Here is a 19,038-nt window from a genome sequence, read left to right on the forward strand (position 1 = left end):
GGCACTAAAAGAGTCATTACCTTATGGTAGTGGCTTTTTTTTATTGTCGAAAGATATATCTTTCGATAATAAAAGTATGATAATCTGGTCTTAAAAGAAGTATTTCTACAAATATTTGTAGTAAAAGACCTGAAAAATATAGAAATGACCCTTTAAAAACATTTAAAATCTCTTGAAAGCTAATGAAAGTACATACTAAAACGACAAAACGATCTCCTAAAAACACAAATTGGTAAAAAGTTCTATAGATAACTAATTTTATTTTCATTCAATTGTTGAATGAAAACAAAATTATTGTAGTTAAACGCTATTCAATTTATGATGAAAAGATAGGAGATGTTAATATGAATGATCTATACGATATATCTGTAACAAAACCAGATGGAACGATACAATCTATGGCTGAATTTAAAGGTAAGCCTCTACTAATAGTCAATACAGCAAGTAAATGTGGTTTTGCAAATCAATTTAATGATTTACAGAAGATTTATGAGGAATATGAAGACCAAGGATTTGTTGTTCTTGGCTTTCCGTCTGATAACTTCAGAGATCAGGAATATGAAAATATTGAAAGTACAATGAAGGTTTGTAAATTAATTTATAATATAAGCTTTCCGATGTTTGCAAAGGTTAACGTTAAAGGTAGCGATGTGGATCCGTTATTTAAATACCTTACTTCTGCAAAAAAAGGTATGTTGACGAATGGGGTTAAGTGGAATTTTACAAAATTTCTCGTAAATAAAGAGGGAACTGTTATTGAACGCTTTGCACCACAAACATCACCATTAAAAATCAAAAGAAAAATCGAGGAAATTATTCAGTGAAAAGTACGAATACATTTACTAAAGGAAAGAACCTTGACAGGTCGTATGGTCGCTGATAACATTCAAATAATATTCAAAAAGAAATCGGGGAGGCAAGATTAAGATGTGGGAATCAAAATTTGCACGTGAAGGTCTAACATTCGACGATGTGTTGCTCATACCAGGACCATCTGACGTATTACCTAAAGACGTATCTCTTTCTGTTGATTTAACAGAAAAGATTAAGTTAAATATACCAATAATTAGTGCTGGTATGGATACAGTTACCGAATCACGAATGGCTATTTCTATGGCAAGACAAGGTGGACTGGGTGTTATTCATAAAAATATGAGTATCGAAGAACAGGCTGAACAAGTTGTTACTGTTAAACGCTCTGAAAATGGCGTTATTACAAATCCATTTTACTTAACACCGAACCACCAGGTTTTCGACGCTGAACATTTAATGAGCAGATACAGAATTTCAGGTGTTCCAATTGTTAATAATGAAGAAGAGCTTAAATTAGTTGGCATTATTACTAACCGAGATATGCGTTTTATTCAAGACTTTTCTCTTCTCATTAATGATGTTATGACGAAAGATAATCTTGTAACTGCGCCTGTTGGAACTACATTAGGTGATGCTGAAAAAATTCTTCAAAAATATAAAATTGAAAAGCTACCGATTGTCGATGAAGAAGGTATTTTGAATGGTTTAATCACAATCAAAGATATTGAAAAAGTGATGGAGTATCCAAATGCTGCGAAAGATAATCACGGAAGACTACTTGTCGGTGCTGCGGTTGGTGTTACGACTGACACTATGCTTCGTGTGCAGAAACTTGTCGAAGCTGAAGTGGATCTCATTGTCATTGACACTGCACACGGCCATTCAAAAGGTGTGCTTGATACAGTAGCTAATATTAGAAATGAATTCCCTGAAATTGAAATTGTTGCGGGAAATGTTGCCACAGCAGAAGGCGCTCGTGCATTGTACGAAGCTGGTGCAGATGTTGTTAAGGTAGGAATTGGTCCAGGTTCTATTTGTACAACACGGGTTGTTTCAGGGGTAGGCGTTCCACAAATCACAGCAATTTACGAGTGCGCATCTGTTGCCAGAGAACTAGGGAAAACAATGATCGCTGATGGTGGGATCAAGTATTCTGGGGATATTGTGAAAGCACTTGCTGCTGGTGGACATGTTGTGATGCTCGGAAGTCTTTTAGCGGGTACAACTGAGAGTCCGGGTGAAACAGAACTCTTCCAAGGACGTCGTTTTAAAGTTTACCGTGGAATGGGATCATTGGGTGCGATGGAACGTGGCTCAAAAGATCGATATTTCCAAGAAGATGCAAAAAAACTTGTTCCTGAAGGTATTGAAGGTCGACTCCCTTATAAAGGTGATATTGCAGACACGATTCACCAATTAGTAGGAGGAATACGTGCGGGTATGGGGTATTGTGGGTCTAGAAATCTTCTTGATCACCGTGAAAATGCTCAATTTATTCGCATGACGGGATCAGGGTTATTAGAAAGCCATCCCCACCAAGTTCAAATTACAAAAGAAGCACCAAACTATACACTTTCATAAAAATTAATTGTTAGAAATAACTTCTATAAGTTTTAGGGAACTTAAGCATCTTTCCTGCGTCTTGATATATGCGGAAAGATGCTTTTTTTGTTATAGTTCCCAAGTCATGTGGAATTTGTGGTAAAATTATTAAGGGGAAATCGCATTAACGGAGGTAAGGTTTTGAAACAGAGAATTAGTAAATATGTTGCAATGATTATCATTCCACTCTTGTTTATCATGTCAGTGGGTGTTGTTCCAGCTGCTGCCGAAACGGGTTTAGGACTAAACGTTGACGGGGCAATTTTAATAGACGCAGAAAGTGGAAAAGTTTTATATGAAAAAGATGCCGACACACCATATGGCATTGCAAGTATGACTAAAATGATGACTGAATATATCCTTTTTGAAGCAATTGAAGAAGGTAAAATCACTTGGGATCAGGAATACAAAGTAAATGACTATACGTATAAGATTTCGCAAGATAGTCGTCTGAGTAATGTTCCACTACGTGCAGATGGTACATATACGATTCGTGAATTGTATGAAGCAACTGCAATTTATTCTGCAAATGCGGCCACAATTGCAATTGCTGAAACAATTGCAGGAACTGAAACAGAGTTTCTAAATTTAATGAATGCGAAAGCAGAAGAACTTGGTCTTAAAGATTATAAATTTGTGAATACGACGGGGTTGAATAACGGCGATCTTCAAGGCATGCATCCAAAAGGGACAGGTCCAGAAGATGAGAACGTGATGCCTGCAAAATCAGTTGCAAAGCTTGCATATCATTTACTAAAAGACTTTCCGGAAGTTCTAGAAACGACGAGTGTCACAACAAAAACTTTCCGAGAAGGTACTGAAGATGCGATTAAAATGGATAACTGGAACTTTATGCTTCCAGGATTTGTTTATGAGTATGCAGGTGTAGACGGACTGAAAACTGGAACGACAAACTTTGCCGGATATTGTTTTACCGGAACTGCTGAAAAAGATGGTAAACGGGTAATTGCAGTCGTTATGAATGCAGTTGATGATCAAGGTAAAGGTTCGTATGAGGCACGTTTTGATGCCACGCGTGCATTATTTGATTATGGTTTTGCTCAATTTTCAGAAGTAGAATTTGTACCCGCTGGTTATAAGTTTGAAAATCAGCAAACATTAGATGTTAATAAGGGTAAAGAAGCAACTGTGGAAATAGCAGTTAAAGATCCAGTGAAAATGATGATTAAATCGAGTGAAAATGATTTATATAAACCTAAACTTATCCTTGATAAATCTGCTGAAGAACTGGTAGCGCCAATTAAAGAAGGTACAGTTGTTGGTCATATAGAGTTAGTTCGTGAGGATGGCAAAGAATTAGGATTTGTTGATTCAAATCATCCTAAGGTTGAAGTTGTAACGATAGGGTCAGTCGAGAAGGCTGGTTGGTTCTCCCTATCAATGCGTGCTGTCGGTGATTTCTTTGTTGGAGTCTGGGATAGTGCAACAGGTTTTGTTAAAGGCTGGTTTGATTGAATATAAAAAGCAGTGAATCTACTTAGATTCACTGCTTTTATTTATTTCCCAGGCTATCATGAGTGTATCTATCGCTTTTTTTATAGTGTCGAGGGATAAGCCACCGAATCCAATGAGGAATGAGGGTTCGTTTTTAATAGGCTCTTTTCGATATTTATTTAAACCATAAACTCGAATTCCGGCTGCTTTAGCCGCTTGCGTTAACTCCTCTTCGTTTCGGTTATCATGAATTGTAATAATGATATGCATGCCCGCTTCCTCCCCTGAGTAGGAAATATAGGGTGTGTATGGTTGAATTGACTCGATCAAAGTTTGAAGTTTTCGTCTGTATATTGTTCGCATTCGATTTAAATGTCTAGAAAACTGTCCATCCGCCATAAAACGTGCAAGAATGTGTTGGTCAAGGCGCGGGACGGTGGATGCATAGTGAATAAAGGCATCCTTGTACCGTTTAAGCAGAACGCCGGGCAACACCATATAGGCGATCCGTAAGGAAGGCATAAGTGATTTAGAAAAAGTACTTAAATAAATTACATTGTCACCCTTGTCCATGCCTTGTAAAGCTGGAATGGGTCTTCCTGTATAACGAAATTCACTATCATAATCATCTTCGATAATAAAATGATTGTTATGAGAGGTTGCCCAATTCAGTAAGGCTGTTCTTCGTGCTGCAGAAAGTACTGTCCCCGTTGGAAATTGATGTGATGGGGTTAAATAGGCGACGTTTGCTACCGACTTTTGAAGCATGCTGATATCCATTCCTTCTTGGTCTACTTCAACGGGATATACTTTCCGGTTATTATGATAAAAAACATGATGAGTTAATGGATAGCCGGGGTTTTCAATTGCATAAGTAGCATCAATTCCGAGTATGCGGATTACTAGTGGCATGAGTTGTTCTGTGCCTGAGCCGACAATTATTTGTTCGGGTGTGCAGTTGACGCCTCTTGAGTGATATAAATAACGTGCAATTTCTTGTCGAAGCGGGAGGTCACCGTGTGGATCACCGAGTAGCAAAAGCTCTTTAGAAGATTCATCAATGACATCTTTCGCATACTTTCGCCATTGCGTAAATGGAAAAGAATCCGTATCAATATCGCCTGGTGACAAATCGATGAGAATTTCTTCAGATGTTTGGAGAGTTGGCTCCAAAGTAGAATCTATCGGTTGGACGTAAGCAAGTTCTTCAATCGCTTGGACGTAAAAACCTTTTCTTGGTATCGCAGAAATAAACCCCTCAGCGGTCAGTTGGCCATAAGCAAGTTCAATGGTTGTTTGACTTATCTTAAGGAACTCACCAAGTTTTCTTTTTGAAGGCAGCTTTCTTCCAACTTGTAATTTCCCGTTTGTTATATCCATACGAATCTGGTCGTAAATTTGTTCATATAAAGGGATTGGCGAATTTTTATCAAGTTCAATTAACAGTATTTCCATAGAATAACCTCCACTGACCCCGTCAAATTATGCGAAACTGAGTATTTCAATATGGTCATCATCCAGTATACTGAACAATATGAATAGGAGGAAGGATTATGACTATAAATATGAAGTACGGTGGCGTCATTATGGACGTTATTAATGGTGAACAGGCAAAAATAGCGGAGGCGGCTGGTGCGGTTGCAGTAATGGCACTTGAACGCGTTCCATCAGATATTCGCGCAGCAGGCGGAGTTGCACGTATGGCAGATCCAAGTATTGTGGAAGAAGTGCAAGCGGCAGTATCAATCCCTGTTATGGCAAAAGCGAGAATCGGTCACATTTCAGAAGCACGTTTACTTGAAGCGATGGGTGTAGATTTCATCGATGAAAGTGAAGTATTATCACCGGCAGATGATGAATTTCATTTATTGAAAAGTAGTTATTCAGTGCCGTTTGTTTGCGGGGCACGTGATCTCGGGGAAGCTGCACGAAGAATTGGTGAAGGTGCAAAAATGCTTCGTACAAAAGGTGAACCAGGAACAGGAAATATTGTAGAGGCGGTTCGTCATCTACGTAAGGTACATGCACAAGTGAATAAGCTTGTTCATATGAATGAAGCAGAAATTATGACAGAAGCACGTATTTTAGGTGCACCGTATGAGATCCTGCTAGCGATTAAAGAAGCAGGCCGTTTACCAGTAACAAATTATGCGGCAGGCGGCGTAGCAACACCAGCTGATGCGGCATTAATGATGGAACTCGGTGCGGATGGTGTGTTCGTCGGTTCTGGAATTTTTAAATCGGAAAATCCTGAGAAATTTGCACGTGCAATTGTTGAGGCTACTCAAAATTACCAAAACTATGAGTTGCTTGTTCAATTATCAAAGGATCTTGGCCAACCAATGAAAGGCATTGAAATGTCATCGCTTTCCGCAAGTGAACGTATGGCAGATCGTAGTCAGTAAAAATTATGCGCCTACTCTAATGTGTCATCACATAGAGTAGGCGTATTTTATTTTGAAATTACCTTCACATGCAAGATCAAATAGGCCAAGAATAATTTCCTTGTGACTTGCCAAAAATTCTTTGATATAGTATGGTAATAATAATTTCAAATGTGAAACGATGATGGGAAGCAGTAGCAAATAGGTTTTTAAAAGAGAGTCGGCGGGTGGTGCGAGCCGATAAAAACAATTGCGAATCCGTCCCTGAGTAGCTGGGCTGAAATAATTAGTAGGCCTATGCCGGTACTTGAACCGTTATTTCAATGGAGTGAATCAGATACTTTAAGTCTGGTTAATTTGGGTGGCAACGCGGGTAGTTCTCGTCCCTTGTATAGGGGATAGAGGGCTTTTTTTGTTGTCTAAATTCCATGTGTCTACAAAATAAGGAGGAGTTAACATGTTAGATATTAAAAAAGTTAGAGCGAATTTTGATGAAGTAAAAGAAAAGCTTTCAAAACGTGGGGAAGATCTTACAGATTTCGATCAATTTAGTGGTTTGGATGAAAAACGACGCGAACTTATCGTAAAAACAGAAGTACTAAAAGCAGAGCGAAACACTGTCTCTGGACAAATCGCTAAGATGAAGCGTAATAAAGAAAATGCCGACGAAATGATTGTCCGGATGCGCGAAGTTGGAGACGAAATTAAAGAGTTGGATGACCAACTACACGATGTCGAAGAAAAATTGAACTACATCATGATGCGTATTCCGAATATCCCGCACGACAGTGTTCCATTTGGTGACAGCGAAGATGATAATGTTGAAATTCGTACTTGGGGTGAAATTCCAGTATTCGAATTTGAAGCAAAACCGCATTGGGATCTTGGAACGGATTTAAATATACTAGATTTTGAAAGAGCTGCAAAAGTTACTGGAAGTCGTTTTGTATTCTATCGTGGTCTTGGTGCACGTTTAGAAAGGGCGCTTATTAACTTCATGCTAGATCTTCATATTGATGAACATGGTTATGAAGAAATTATACCGCCTTATTTAGCAAATCGAGAAAGTTTAACAGGAACAGGTCAACTTCCTAAGTTTGCGGAGGATTTGTTTCACGTGGAAGAAGAAGATTACTTCCTAATTCCAACCTCTGAAGTGCCTGTAACGAATTTCCACCGTGATGAAATCTTAAATGCAGAGCAGCTTCCGGTTGCGTTTACAGCCTATAGTTCAAACTTCCGTTCAGAAGCCGGTTCTGCAGGTCGAGACACGCGTGGTTTAATTCGCCAGCACCAGTTTAATAAAATTGAGCTTGTGCGGTTAGTAAAACCGGAGGATTCTTATGCAGAGCTTGAAAAATTAACGGGTCATGCGGAAAAAGTGTTACAGCTATTAAAACTTCCGTACCGTGTACTCAATATGTGTACGGCGGATCTTGGCTTTACAGCAGCGAAGAAATATGACATCGAAGTATGGATTCCGACACAAAACATGTACCGCGAGATTTCTTCATGTTCAAACTTTGAAGACTTCCAAGCGCGTCGTGCGCATATTCGCTATCGAAGTGAAGCAGGCGCGAAACCTGAATACGTGCATACGCTAAATGGAAGTGGACTTGCGGTTGGTCGAACTGTAGCGGCAATTCTTGAAAATTACCAGCAAGAAGACGGATCAGTAATCATCCCCGAGGTGCTTCGTCCTTATATGGGCGGTAAAGAAGTAATTACAAACTAAAAAAGAGGCTTCACCTTTGGTCAATTTTCGACTTTGGGTGACGCCTCTTTTTTTGCCTTTTTCTTACGCGCTCGAATATCTCTAAAAAAGGAAGTTAGTATTTCCCCACATTCATCTCCAAGTACGCCTTCTGCCACTTCACATTCATGGTTGAACCGTGGATCATTAAGGAGTCTATATAGTGTATCAACACATCCGCCTTTTGGGTCACGCGCGCCGTAGACAACGCGTGGAATACGTGATTGTAAAATGGCACCTGCGCACATTGGGCAAGGTTCAAGTGTGACGTATAAAGTTGTTTCTTCAAGTCGCCAACTTCCTATTTCATGGCACGCATCTTGTATCGCTGACAACTCTGCATGGGTAACTGCATTTTGAGTCGTTTCACGTAAATTATGCGCACGCGCGATGACTTTATCATCATGAACGATGATTGCACCAATCGGGACTTCACCGAGCGTGCGCGCCTTCATCGCTTCATCGATTGCCATTTGCATGTATTTAGTATCTTTTTCATCCATAACCATCGCTCCCTAGCCATAGTGTAGCATTTTTTGATGTAAATTGTTCCACGTGGAATAATATTGTCGAAATATAGCTTGAATCCGCTGTTTTTCATTTCAAGCGTGTGTTAAAATAAAGAGCACTATAATTATGAAAGATGAAGGAGGACTTCTGATGCCTGTTCCGTTTATAACAGTGGAAGGTCCGATTGGCGTCGGAAAAACGTCGCTATCTAAAGCAATTGCAGAAACACAACAGTTTCGTTTGCTCGAAGAAATCGTCGACGAAAATCCGTTTTTAAATAAATTTTACGATAACATTGAGGAATGGAGTTTCCAAACCGAAATGTTTTTCTTATGCAATCGCTATAAACAACTTAGTGATATTAAGACAGAAATAACGATTGAACAAAAATCGGTCGTTGCAGACTACAACATATTTAAAAATTTGATTTTTGCGAAGCGGACACTGGATTCGATTGAGTATAAAAAATATGAAGAAATATACACTATTTTAACGAAAGATATGCCGGTTCCGAATATCATTGTCTATTTACATGCAAGTATTGACACGCTCATGGAACGAATTTCAATACGCGGACGTGATTTCGAGAAAAACATGGACCGTGCTTACTTAGAACAACTTTCCTGTGATTACGATACGTTTATTACGCATTTTGAATCATCACATCCCAATATTCCTGTACTTCGTTTTAATGGGGATGATCTTGATTTTGTAAACAATAAAGAAGACCTGCAGTTTATATTAGATACAGTCGATTCAACGATTCGAAAAGGAGTTAGTTTTACATGAACTTACGTGAAAAATATGGGATACCAAAAAATGCAGTGATTACTGTAGCAGGAACTGTAGGTGTTGGAAAATCAACAATGACACAAGCACTTGCCGATGCACTGGACTTTAAAACTTCTTTTGAAAATGTGGATGAGAATCCTTATTTAGATCGTTTTTATGATGATTTTAAAAAATGGAGTTTTCATTTGCAAATATACTTCTTAGCGGAGCGCTTTAAAGAACAAAAGCGTATCTTTGAAAGTGGTGGCGGGTTTATCCAAGATCGTTCTATCTATGAAGATACAGGTATCTTTGCAAAAATGCATGCGGACAATGGAACAATGGAATCGGTCGATTATGATACATACACGGATTTATTTGAAGCGATGGTGATGACGCCTTATTTCCCGCATCCAAATCTACTCGTTTATTTGGATGGTTCGATGGAAGATATTCTGGGCCGCATTGAAGAGCGGGGCCGCCCGATGGAACAACAGACACCGATCACTTATTGGGAAGAGATGCACGGACGTTATGAACATTGGATTAACTCTTTCGATGCTTGTCCAGTCTTGAAGATTAATATTAATGATTATGATTTAATGAAAAATCCACAAGAAATAGAACAAGTAATTGCCCGAATTGGAAGTAGTTTTTAATACAATTTCTCAACAAGCAACCATTTTTATCTGGTTGCTTTTTTATTCGTTGATTTTTCACTGAATGGGTTCTATCTGGCGGTTTTCTAGAAATTTCATGCCAAATCATATAGGAGTGAAAAAAGGTTAAGAAATGGAATCATTTCTTAACCTTTAAATTTTGCGTACTTATTGGAAAGCCCCTTGTATTTATACATAGGAAACGACATCACTAAAAAATTCTTGATAAAGCTCTCTTAATATTTTCGTTTCATCTTTTTTATCTACTCCGAAAACGAGACTCACTTCAGAAGAGCCTTGGTTAATCATTTCAATGTTCGCACCTGTGCGTGAAATAGCAGACGCAGCTCGTGCAGCAAGACCTTTTGTATGGCGCATGCCTTCGCCCACGAGAACAACCATAGAATAGTCCGTATTTCGTAAATGGACATCATCTGCCTCTAATTCCTCTTTTACCCGGCGAATAATTCGCTCACCCTTTTCATCCGTTAAAAATTCACTTCTGATGATAACCGATAGATTATCGATTCCTGAAGGGGTATGTTCGTATGGGATTTCCTCGTCTTCTAATATTTCTAATAAGCGACGTCCGAAACCAATTTCTTGGTTCATTAAGTATTTATAGACAAATAATGTTGAAAAACCACTATCCGCGGCAATGCCAATGACAGGTTGTGCCGAATGATCTCGGTCTTTTACAATTAGGGTTCCTGGGCATTCTGGATTATTCGTGTTTTTTATACAAACAGGAACCGATCTGAGAAATGCAGGCATTAGTGCTTCGTCATGGAAAACAGAAAAACCTGCATAGGCAAGTTCACGCATTTCCCGGTATGTCATTTTTTCAATCGCAACGGGTTGATTGACAACGTTAGGGTTTGCAGCAAATACAGAATCGACATCTGTAAAGTTTTCATATAGTTCTGCACGAATGGCCGCTGCAACGATTGAACCTGTAATATCCGAACCACCGCGATTAAACGTCCTCAATGTCCCGTCTTCGGTATAGCCGAAGAATCCAGGGAATACAACTATGCCAGGTTCATCCTTTAATTTCTCAAGACGGTCATATCCCTCTGGTAATGCTCGCACACGTTCAGGTCGATTGTTTACGAGTAACCCTGCTTTTTTAGGACAGGCATATCTTGCCTCAAGTCCAATATGCGTAAAGTAATTGGCGATTAGCTTTGCATTATTATCTTCACCCGCTGCTTTGATCGTGTCCATAAAGAGACTTTCATCTGCCTGATTTGTAGAAATACGCTCGCGTAAATCAGCTTCAATAACACTTATAATTCCTTCTTCAAGTCCAAGTCCTGTCGAGATCAATCGATATCGATCGACGACTTCTTCCAATTCACGATCGAAATGATTCCCGTTAAGAACTGCCTCCCCTAGTTTAATAAGTAAGTCTGTCACTTTCTCATCATCACTAAAGCGTTTCCCCGGTGCAGAGACAACGATAATTTTTCTAGAAGGGTCACTCTTGATGATTTTTGCAACTTTCTTAATCTGTTCTGCCGTAGCGACTGATGTTCCACCAAATTTACATACTTTCATTTCATCAAATCCTATCTCTCTATTAGTAATATATAGTTAATTAAAAGTAAAGATTGACCGTTGGGGTTGTAATTATTGTGGAACATCCTTATAATGTCCTTATGCACAGGTCAATTGTATTTACATAGTGTACATATAGTTAGGAGAATCGTCAAATGAAAAAGAATATTAATATTGGATTATTGGGTTTTGGAACAGTTGGAAGTGGTGTCGCAAAGATAATGCACGGGCATCAACAAGACTTACAATATAAACTTGGCGTCGAAGTTACGATTAAAAAAGTACTAGTTAAAGATATTACGAAATCGAGAGATACAGAATTATCGGCGGATGTATTTACAAATAATTTGGATGAGCTCCTAAATGATCCATCTATAGACTTAATCATTGAAGTAATGGGCGGTACGAACGGTGCGAAAGATGCTATTGAACGCGCACTCCTTGCAGGAAAAGGCGTTGTCACAGCGAACAAAGATGTGATGGCAGAATTCGGTCAAGAATTATTACAACTTGCAGATGAAATGAAATGCGATTTATTTTATGAAGCTAGTGTTGGTGGCGGAATTCCACTGATTCGTACGATGGAAGATGGACTCGCTTCTGATCGAATTAGCGCATTAACAGGAATCGTTAACGGAACGACAAATTTTATGTTAACGAAAATGAAACATGAAAATATGTCTTACGAAGCTGCATTAGCTGAAGCAACTCGACTAGGTTTTGCAGAAGCGGATCCGTCAGCAGACGTCGACGGCATTGATGCAGCTCGAAAAATGGTTATCTTAGCCTCATTGGCATTCTCTACAGAAGTCCATTTAGACGATGTATTCGTCAGGGGATTGAAAGAAATTCAAGATGGCGATGTAGAGCTAGCAGAAGAATTTGGCTATACCGTGAAATTAGCGGGGACCGCAGAAAAAGATGAGGACGGGATTGCGGTTGCAGTTGAACCAGTTCTTTTTTCGAACGCACATCCACTCGCCTCTGTGAACAATGAATATAATGCAGTTTATATATATGGAGCTGCAGTCGGCGAAACGATGTTATACGGGCCAGGGGCTGGATCACTTCCAACAGCTACATCGGTGACAGCAGATATCGTCGCAGCTTGTCGAAATCTATTACTTGGTATGAATGGAAAAAGACTCCATGCCCCTCAGCATGAACGTAAAATTAAAAGCGATGCCAAACGATTTGCTCGCTATTTTCACAGGATTTTAGTAAAAGATGAAGTCGGCGTCTTAACAAAACTAACTGCCATTTATAGCAATCACGGTGCAAGTTTAGCAACTGTCGTCCAACATCCTGATAAAAAAGAATCAGGGGCAGAACTTGTATTCATCACACATCGCATGTCACGTCAACAACATCTAGATGTTATGGAAGAACTAAATCAAACACCGGAAGTACTTAAAGTATTAAGTCATTACCGCGTTGAAGGAGAGAAATAAGGATGAGATGGAAAGGGTTAATTGAAGAATATAAAGAATGGCTTCCCGTAACGGAAAACACACCGAGTTTAACATTACAGGAAGGGAATACACCACTCATTCACTTAGAAAATCTGTCCGAACAATGGGGCGTTAATTTATATGTGAAAGTAGAGGGTCTGAATCCGACAGGCTCGTTTAAAGATCGCGGTATGGTTATGGCCGTTGCAAAAGCGAAGGAAGAAGGAAAAACAGTCTTAATCTGTGCATCAACGGGGAATACCTCAGCATCTGCAGCAGCTTACGGTGCACGTGCAGGAATGCGTACAATCGTCGTGATTCCTGAAGGTCGTATTGCCTTAGGGAAAATGGCGCAAGCAAAAATGTACGGTGCAGAAATTGTTGAAATCGAAGGAAACTTTGACGAAGCACTAAGAATGGTTCGAGAAGCAGGTGAAGGCGATATAGCACTGGTAAATTCAGTGAATCCATATCGCTTGGAAGGACAAAAAACGATTGCTTTTGAAACGATAGACCAACTCGGAGAAGTGCCAGATGTATTTGCTTTGCCAGTGGGAAATGCAGGAAACATCTCTGCAGCTTGGAAAGGATTTAAAGAATATGCCGATAAAAAAGGAACGGGGCTTCCTGAATTATTAGGTGTTCAAGCAGACGGAGCTGCACCAATTGTCTATGACCGAGTATTTGAAAATCCAGAAACAGTTGCAACAGCTATTCGAATCGGAAACCCAGCAAGTTGGGAATTGGCTAAAAATGCTTTGAAAGAATCAGAAGGAACGATCTTAGCTGTGACGGATGAAGAAATTTTAGAAGCATACCAGCTTATTGCTTCTAGAGAAGGTGTTTTTGCAGAGCCTGGCTCATGTGCATCTATCGCAGGTGTGAAAAAACAGATTGAAAATGGTTCATTGAAAAGAGGAACGACAATTGTAGCAGTGTTAACAGGAAACGGATTAAAAGATCCTGATACAGCTATTGAAGTGAATAAAGACCAACCGATGTTATCGCGTGATCAGTTTGATCAATTACTAGCTGACTTGAAAGCGGGGAAAAACTAATGAATATGCCGGGATTTTCGGTCGTCGTTCCGGCGTCAACCGCCAACCTCGGCCCGGGATTTGATAGTGTAGGACTCGCATTAGACTTATCCATGACTGTTAGCGTTCATCAAAATGATGTGTGGAAAGTAACTTATACAGGCGCGGATTTTACAAATTTAGCTGTAGGTGAAGATAATCTGATTGTAAAAACTGTCATCAATGTGGCGAAAAAACATGGTAAATCAGCATCGCCTTTAAAACTCGAGGTCGAATCCGCGATACCGCTTGGTAAAGGGTTTGGTAGTAGTGCATCCGCCATTGCTGCAGGTATAGTGATTGCGGACCATCTATTGGATTTAAATCTGTCTAATCGTGAAAAAGTATTACTCGGGAGTCAACTAGAAGGGCATGCGGATAATGTATCAGCCGCACTTTTAGGGGGTGCTGTCATCACTTATTTTGACGGAGAAACAATTGATTATATACATGTGGAAAAACCAGAAGTTTGTGCTGTTGTGTTAATACCGCCAAAAGCATTGGCAACAGAAGATTCGAGGGGGTTACTTCCCAAGGAAATGCTACATAAAGAGGCGTCGCGCAGTAGTGCAGCTGGATCTGTATTGTCAGCAGCAATTGTTCGAAATGATTGGCAAACTGTTGGTCGTATGATGGAAAAAGACGGATTTCATGAGCCTTTTCGAAAGCATCTATTCCCAGATTTTGAGGCTATTCGAACTGAATGTCAGTTACTTGGAGCCTACGGTATGACAATTAGCGGAGCAGGTCCATCGTTATTTGTCATTGTCGAAGATGGTTCAGCAAAAGTTATCTCTAAAAAACTCACCAAACAATTTCCTTACTACGACTGTATCGCTGTAAATCCCGCCATTATGGGCGCAAGAGTAAAGTAAATGAGCGTAGAAAAAAAGCGGAATTCCATTAGGAGCTCCGCTTTTTTATTAAGTTATAAAATAAAAAAGTCGACTAGTCGTCGACTTTGAAAGATCAATCTCTAAACTTATGCGCTAAGTTAAAATATGGCGGAGGAAGAGGGATTCGAACCCCCGCGGGCTTTAACACCCCTGCTGGTTTTCAAGACCAGTCCCTTCAGCCAGGCTTGGGTATTCCTCCATAGGACAATTAATAATTTATCACGTACCAATAAATATGTCAACAATTACTTTGTAAAAGTAGAATATTAATTTTGTATTGATTTTTATGAGTATGTTTAGTATAATTGGTAATGCCGTGCTAGATGGGGAAGTAGCGGAGCCCTGTAACTTGCAATCCGCTCTAGCAAGATTGAATCCCTTCCCGAGGCTGTCCGAGTGTTTGGTCTGCCTTATGCACGTAGTGTCGACGTTTGGGTCCTGCGCAATGGGAACCCACGAACCATGTCAGGTCCGGAAGGAAGCAGCATTAAGTGGAATTTTCCATGTGCCGTAGGGTCGCCTAGACTGAGCTGGCGACATGAGTAACGCTTATGTTCGGCTGTCGGAGGAAGGTGCACGGCATTACATAGATAATTCAACTCGTCCGAGGAATTGGGCGAGTTTTTTATTTGATAAAATGTTAAGAGAAATCAATTGTGGTACAATTAAAGTATTATGGTATCGAAGTGAAAGGAGAGGGAAATGTTGGTGTATCAAGCTTTCTACCGTGTATATAGGCCACAAACGTTTGGTGAAATGTCTGGTCAACAACATGTGAAACAGACGCTACAAAATGCTCTCCTTCATAATAAGACAACACATGCATATCTTTTTTCGGGGCCACGAGGTACCGGGAAAACCAGTGCTGCAAAGATATTTGCAAAGGCACTAAACTGTGAAAACGGTCCAGCGGAAGAACCGTGCAATGAATGCCCAACTTGTCTTAGTATTACCGAAGGTTCGGATACAGACGTCATTGAATTTGATGCTGCGTCGAATTCACGTGTTGAAGAAATGAGAGAAATTATAGAGAAGGTCCGATTTGCACCATCAAATTCACGATTTAAAGTGTATATCATCGATGAAGTGCATATGCTTTCAAACTCGGCCTTTAACGCATTGTTGAAAACACTCGAAGAACCACCATCTCATGCGGTATTTATTTTAGCGACAACTGAACCGCATAAACTACCTTTAACGATTATTTCAAGATGTCAACGTTTCGACTTTAAACCGTTGACACAAATTGATATTATTGAGCGTATGAAAACAGTCCTTCACGATACGGGGATAGAGTCTAATGAAGATGTATTGAAAATTATTGCTCAAGCTGCATCCGGTGGAATGCGTGATGCACTAAGTATGCTTGATCAAGTCGTATCGTTCAGTGGTGAAAATTTGACTGTTGATGATGCGCTTCTTGTAACGGGGTCAATAGGTGAAGAAGTATTTTATCAGCTAGCCCAAGCATTACTTGAAAAAGAAGCAGGTTCAGCATTATCGTTATTTAATCGTCTAGTCTCTGAAGGGAAAGACGTCGCCCGTTTAGCGGAAGATTTAATCACTTTTTTTCGAGATTTATTATTATTGCGCACAGCGCCAGAATTGAAAAATCTGTTGGAACTTGTTTCCGGAGATGATCAATTTGTAGAGATGGCTAATGGCTTTGATCCTGATGTCTTGTATTCATTCATTGACATTCTTTCAAAAACACAACAAGAAATGCGGTTTTCCAATAACGCAAAAGTTTATATTGAGTCGGCCCTTTTGAAAATGATTCATATAGAAGGAAGTCCGACAACCCAAGTTCAATCCGACAGCAATCCAGCCATTAATTCAGCTGTAATGGATAAAGTTACGAAATTAGAGCAGCTCGTCAGTGAGTTGCAACAACAAATTAAGTCGGGCGCTTCCATGCAAGGCGGATCCGGTGATACCTCTGTACAAAAAAAGAATCCATCGAGGTCATCGCAGTCATTTAAAATTCCAACAGGTAAAATTAATGAGGTTTTAAAATCTGCTACAAAACAAGACATCCAAACAATCCGGGAAAACTGGGCGGGTATGATGCAGACAATGCAAAAGTCACATTCAGCACTTCTTGAAGAAACAGAGCCAGTTGCTGCCTCTGGACAATCGTTTGTGTTAAAATTCAAGTATGAGATTCATTGCCGAATGGCTTCCGAAAATGAATCACTGAGGTCGAGTTTATCAAATGCATTACAGTCTCAAACTGGAAAAGCATACGAGGTAGTGTATGTACCTGAGGAAGGCTGGCAAAAAGTTCGTCAAGATTATATTAAGAATAATAATTTAGGCAGAACAGAGGCTTCGGATGATAATCAAACAACATCGGAACAAGAAGGAGAAGCTGTACTGTCATTTGTACAAGAAGCAGAACAGGAAAATCTTGATCCAATTGTTACGGAAGCGGAAAATATCTTTGGCAAAGAATTCATAGAAGTATATGATGATTAAAGATGCAGTCTTTTTTAAAGCACTGTAGATAATTCTTAAATAATAAGGAGGAAATAACATGCGTGGTATGGGAAATATGCAAGGCATGATGAAACAAATGCAGAAAATGCAAAAACAGATGGCAGAGGCACAAGAAAAATTAGGTGAAGAGCGTTTAGAAGGTACTGCTGGCGGAGGTATGGTTAAAGTCGTTGTTTCTGGAGATAAAGAAGTACTTGAAGTTGTTATTAATCTGGACGTTGTAGATCCTGAAGATGTTGAGATCTTACAAGACTTAGTCGTCATTGCTACAAATGAAGCAATGAAAAAGGCTGAAGAATTATCAAGCTCCACGATGGGACAATTCACGAAAGGATTGAACCTTCCTGGAATGTTCTAGGAGGAAAAAATATGCATTATCCAGAACCAATCTCAAAACTAATGGATAGTTTTATGAAGTTGCCAGGTATCGGTCCGAAAACTGCGGGCCGACTGGCGTTTTTTGTGCTCAGCATGAAGGAAGACACTGTTCTTGATTTTGCAAAGGCACTCGTCGATGCAAAACGAAATCTACGTTTTTGTTCAGTATGCGGACATATTACAGATATCGACCCTTGTCATATATGCCAAGATCAGTCTCGTGATAAGTCGCTAATCTGTGTGGTTCAAGATCCAAAAGATGTTATTGCTATGGAAAAGATGAGGGATTATCAAGGCCTTTATCACGTTCTACACGGCGCAATCTCTCCGATGGATGGTATTGGGCCAGAAGATATTAACGTTCCCTCTCTATTAACTCGTCTTCAAGATGAGGAAGTAGAAGAACTGATATTAGCAACTAATCCAACAATCGAGGGAGAAGCTACTGCAATGTATATTTCAAGACTTGTCAGACCATCAGGTATCATGACAACGCGAATTGCTCATGGCTTGCCGGTTGGTGGAGATTTGGAATATGCAGATGAAGTTACGCTATCCAGAGCGCTGGAAGGTCGTCGAGAACTTTAGAAGCCGAGTTACCAATAGCTAATTCTCTGAGGAGCGAAATCGATGTTTAAAAGGAAGAGTAAACTTAAAAAAGAGTACGATGAGTATCTTCGTTCGTTAATGATTGAAACTAGAACTGAATGGGAACAAGCAAAAACTGTTGAACGTCATCTTGATGATTATGATCAGGAAGTCATCATCCGCAGGAAAATTGCTGAGAGTAAACATTTCTATTTATACAAAGAGGCTAAAGCACGTAAACTTGGAATGGAATAATATTTTTTCACGAGACCGCATATGATGTATCAATCAACATAAAAAAGGAGCGTTCTCGTGAAAATAGCTATTGGGATAATTGTGGTAGGTTTAATTCTACTCTTTCTATTAATGGACAAGAAGCAAGTGGAAAAGGTTTTTGAACGGATAGCAGTCTATTGGTTTCGGTTAGCATTTGCTTTTCTAGTTTTGTTTACTATGAATGTTGCTGCAGGTTTTATTGGTATTTATGTTCCTGTTAATATAGCTTCCGGCCTAGTGATTGCGGTTTTGGGGGTTCCTGGACTTGCATCAATATGTGCGTTGGCATTCTTTTTATAAAAAGGCTTGCGTTAATAAGAACAAGCTGTTATAGTTATGAATGTCGCCAAAGAGACCAGGATACAAC

18 protein-coding genes, 1 tRNA gene, 1 other RNA gene and 1 other annotated feature are annotated in these 19,038 nt (G+C 39.6%); of the genes, 16 read left to right on the plus strand and 4 right to left on the minus strand.

Translation table 11 applies throughout. From position 1 onward, the window contains the following. The first annotated feature begins 344 nt into the window (after window positions 1-344). The 3 genes from AC25Y1_RS19015 (at window position 345) to AC25Y1_RS19025 (ending at window position 3,891) form a co-directional block, all read left to right on the plus strand. Complete coding sequence (locus AC25Y1_RS19015; RefSeq protein WP_488149588.1) at window positions 345-824, plus strand: glutathione peroxidase; 480 nt, start codon at window positions 345-347, stop codon at window positions 822-824. Window positions 825-927: 103 nt separating this feature from the next. Beyond that, window positions 928-2,394, plus strand: coding sequence for an IMP dehydrogenase (gene guaB / locus AC25Y1_RS19020; RefSeq protein WP_488149589.1), 1,467 nt, complete (start codon window positions 928-930; stop codon window positions 2,392-2,394). Between the two features lie 162 nt (window positions 2,395-2,556). Beyond that, window positions 2,557-3,891: a serine hydrolase gene (locus tag AC25Y1_RS19025; RefSeq protein WP_488149590.1), complete on the plus strand. Its 1,335-nt coding sequence runs from the start codon at window positions 2,557-2,559 to the stop codon at window positions 3,889-3,891. An 18-nt stretch (window positions 3,892-3,909) separates the two neighbouring features. Here AC25Y1_RS19025 and pdxR read toward each other — a convergent pair whose 3' ends face one another. Next, window positions 3,910-5,325 (minus strand): MocR-like pyridoxine biosynthesis transcription factor PdxR, encoded by a 1,416-nt coding sequence (gene pdxR, locus AC25Y1_RS19030; RefSeq protein WP_488149591.1) that lies wholly within the window; start codon window positions 5,323-5,325, stop codon window positions 3,910-3,912. 98 nt (window positions 5,326-5,423) lie between these two features. Here pdxR and pdxS point away from each other — a divergent pair, with 98 nt between their 5' ends. Both pdxS and serS read left to right on the plus strand, forming a co-directional pair. Beyond that, entirely contained in the window at window positions 5,424-6,275 is an 852-nt protein-coding gene (gene pdxS / locus AC25Y1_RS19035; RefSeq protein ID WP_488149592.1) for a pyridoxal 5'-phosphate synthase lyase subunit PdxS, read from the plus strand. Between the two features lie 151 nt (window positions 6,276-6,426). Beyond that, window positions 6,427-6,645 (plus strand) — a binding site (T-box leader). 66 nt (window positions 6,646-6,711) lie between these two features. Continuing rightward, on the plus strand, window positions 6,712-7,989 hold the full coding sequence (gene serS / locus AC25Y1_RS19040; protein ID WP_488149593.1) for a serine--tRNA ligase: 1,278 nt from the start codon (window positions 6,712-6,714) through the stop codon (window positions 7,987-7,989). Between the two features lie 20 nt (window positions 7,990-8,009). Here serS and tadA read toward each other — a convergent pair whose 3' ends face one another. Continuing rightward, complete coding sequence (gene tadA, locus AC25Y1_RS19045) at window positions 8,010-8,510, minus strand: tRNA adenosine(34) deaminase TadA (protein ID WP_488149594.1); 501 nt, start codon at window positions 8,508-8,510, stop codon at window positions 8,010-8,012. A gap of 157 nt (window positions 8,511-8,667) precedes the next feature. On the opposite strand from tadA, the gene AC25Y1_RS19050 reads away from it, so the two are divergent. After that, window positions 8,668-9,306 carry a deoxynucleoside kinase gene (locus AC25Y1_RS19050; protein WP_488149595.1) on the plus strand — a complete coding sequence of 213 codons (639 nt, stop codon included), beginning with the start codon at window positions 8,668-8,670 and terminating at the stop codon, window positions 9,304-9,306. Beyond that, window positions 9,303-9,947, plus strand: a complete 645-nt coding sequence (locus AC25Y1_RS19055; RefSeq protein ID WP_488149596.1) for a deoxynucleoside kinase — start codon at window positions 9,303-9,305, stop codon at window positions 9,945-9,947. The genes AC25Y1_RS19050 and AC25Y1_RS19055 overlap by 4 nt, the downstream gene beginning before the upstream one ends. Window positions 9,948-10,136: 189 nt before the next feature. Here AC25Y1_RS19055 and AC25Y1_RS19060 read toward each other — a convergent pair whose 3' ends face one another. Next, window positions 10,137-11,507 (minus strand): aspartate kinase, encoded by a 1,371-nt coding sequence (locus AC25Y1_RS19060; protein WP_488149597.1) that lies wholly within the window; start codon window positions 11,505-11,507, stop codon window positions 10,137-10,139. A 155-nt stretch (window positions 11,508-11,662) separates the two neighbouring features. Here AC25Y1_RS19060 and AC25Y1_RS19065 point away from each other — a divergent pair, with 155 nt between their 5' ends. Genes AC25Y1_RS19065 through thrB form a run of 3 tightly spaced genes read left to right on the plus strand, consistent with a single transcriptional unit; the run spans window position 11,663 to window position 14,909 of the window. Next, entirely contained in the window at window positions 11,663-12,958 is a 1,296-nt protein-coding gene (locus AC25Y1_RS19065; RefSeq protein ID WP_488149598.1) for a homoserine dehydrogenase, read from the plus strand. A gap of 2 nt (window positions 12,959-12,960) precedes the next feature. Continuing rightward, on the plus strand, window positions 12,961-14,016 hold the full coding sequence (gene thrC, locus AC25Y1_RS19070) for a threonine synthase (RefSeq protein WP_488149599.1): 1,056 nt from the start codon (window positions 12,961-12,963) through the stop codon (window positions 14,014-14,016). Further along, window positions 14,016-14,909 (plus strand): homoserine kinase, encoded by an 894-nt coding sequence (gene thrB, locus AC25Y1_RS19075; RefSeq protein WP_488149600.1) that lies wholly within the window; start codon window positions 14,016-14,018, stop codon window positions 14,907-14,909. Before thrC ends, thrB begins: the two co-directional genes overlap by 1 nt. A 127-nt stretch (window positions 14,910-15,036) precedes the next feature. Here thrB and AC25Y1_RS19080 read toward each other — a convergent pair. Continuing rightward, window positions 15,037-15,129 (minus strand) — tRNA-Ser (locus AC25Y1_RS19080). 115 nt (window positions 15,130-15,244) lie between these two features. Here AC25Y1_RS19080 and ffs point away from each other — a divergent pair. The 6 genes from ffs to AC25Y1_RS19110 all read left to right on the plus strand — a co-directional run bounded on the left by ffs (window position 15,245) and on the right by AC25Y1_RS19110 (window position 18,971). Further along, window positions 15,245-15,510, plus strand: an RNA gene (ffs, locus tag AC25Y1_RS19085) — signal recognition particle sRNA large type. A 125-nt stretch (window positions 15,511-15,635) separates the two neighbouring features. Continuing rightward, complete coding sequence (dnaX, locus tag AC25Y1_RS19090) at window positions 15,636-17,408, plus strand: DNA polymerase III subunit gamma/tau (protein WP_488149604.1); 1,773 nt, start codon at window positions 15,636-15,638, stop codon at window positions 17,406-17,408. Between the two features lie 58 nt (window positions 17,409-17,466). Then, window positions 17,467-17,787: a YbaB/EbfC family nucleoid-associated protein gene (locus tag AC25Y1_RS19095; protein WP_488149601.1), complete on the plus strand. Its 321-nt coding sequence runs from the start codon at window positions 17,467-17,469 to the stop codon at window positions 17,785-17,787. 11 nt (window positions 17,788-17,798) lie between these two features. Further along, window positions 17,799-18,395, plus strand: a complete 597-nt coding sequence (gene recR / locus AC25Y1_RS19100) for a recombination mediator RecR (protein ID WP_488149602.1) — start codon at window positions 17,799-17,801, stop codon at window positions 18,393-18,395. Window positions 18,396-18,437: 42 nt separating this feature from the next. Next, window positions 18,438-18,650: a YaaL family protein gene (locus tag AC25Y1_RS19105; protein WP_488149603.1), complete on the plus strand. Its 213-nt coding sequence runs from the start codon at window positions 18,438-18,440 to the stop codon at window positions 18,648-18,650. A gap of 81 nt (window positions 18,651-18,731) precedes the next feature. Further along, window positions 18,732-18,971 carry a pro-sigmaK processing inhibitor BofA family protein gene (locus AC25Y1_RS19110; RefSeq protein ID WP_488149605.1) on the plus strand — a complete coding sequence of 80 codons (240 nt, stop codon included), beginning with the start codon at window positions 18,732-18,734 and terminating at the stop codon, window positions 18,969-18,971. The last annotated feature ends 67 nt before the right edge of the window (window positions 18,972-19,038 follow it).

It is taken from the genome of Sporosarcina sp. Y1009 (assembly GCF_057669865.1).

Coding starts and splice junctions, on each gene's coding strand:
- AC25Y1_RS19015 (WP_488149588.1), top strand. CDS start 345: ATGAATGATCTATACGATATATCTGTAACAAAACCAGATGGAACGATA.
- guaB (WP_488149589.1), top strand. CDS start 928: ATGTGGGAATCAAAATTTGCACGTGAAGGTCTAACATTCGACGATGTG.
- pdxR (WP_488149591.1), bottom strand. CDS start 5,325: ATGGAAATACTGTTAATTGAACTTGATAAAAATTCGCCAATCCCTTTA.
- pdxS (WP_488149592.1), top strand. CDS start 5,424: ATGACTATAAATATGAAGTACGGTGGCGTCATTATGGACGTTATTAAT.
- serS (WP_488149593.1), top strand. CDS start 6,712: ATGTTAGATATTAAAAAAGTTAGAGCGAATTTTGATGAAGTAAAAGAA.
- tadA (WP_488149594.1), bottom strand. CDS start 8,510: ATGGATGAAAAAGATACTAAATACATGCAAATGGCAATCGATGAAGCG.
- AC25Y1_RS19050 (WP_488149595.1), top strand. CDS start 8,668: ATGCCTGTTCCGTTTATAACAGTGGAAGGTCCGATTGGCGTCGGAAAA.
- AC25Y1_RS19055 (WP_488149596.1), top strand. CDS start 9,303: ATGAACTTACGTGAAAAATATGGGATACCAAAAAATGCAGTGATTACT.
- AC25Y1_RS19060 (WP_488149597.1), bottom strand. CDS start 11,507: ATGAAAGTATGTAAATTTGGTGGAACATCAGTCGCTACGGCAGAACAG.
- AC25Y1_RS19065 (WP_488149598.1), top strand. CDS start 11,663: ATGAAAAAGAATATTAATATTGGATTATTGGGTTTTGGAACAGTTGGA.
- thrC (WP_488149599.1), top strand. CDS start 12,961: ATGAGATGGAAAGGGTTAATTGAAGAATATAAAGAATGGCTTCCCGTA.
- thrB (WP_488149600.1), top strand. CDS start 14,016: ATGAATATGCCGGGATTTTCGGTCGTCGTTCCGGCGTCAACCGCCAAC.
- AC25Y1_RS19095 (WP_488149601.1), top strand. CDS start 17,467: ATGCGTGGTATGGGAAATATGCAAGGCATGATGAAACAAATGCAGAAA.
- recR (WP_488149602.1), top strand. CDS start 17,799: ATGCATTATCCAGAACCAATCTCAAAACTAATGGATAGTTTTATGAAG.
- AC25Y1_RS19105 (WP_488149603.1), top strand. CDS start 18,438: ATGTTTAAAAGGAAGAGTAAACTTAAAAAAGAGTACGATGAGTATCTT.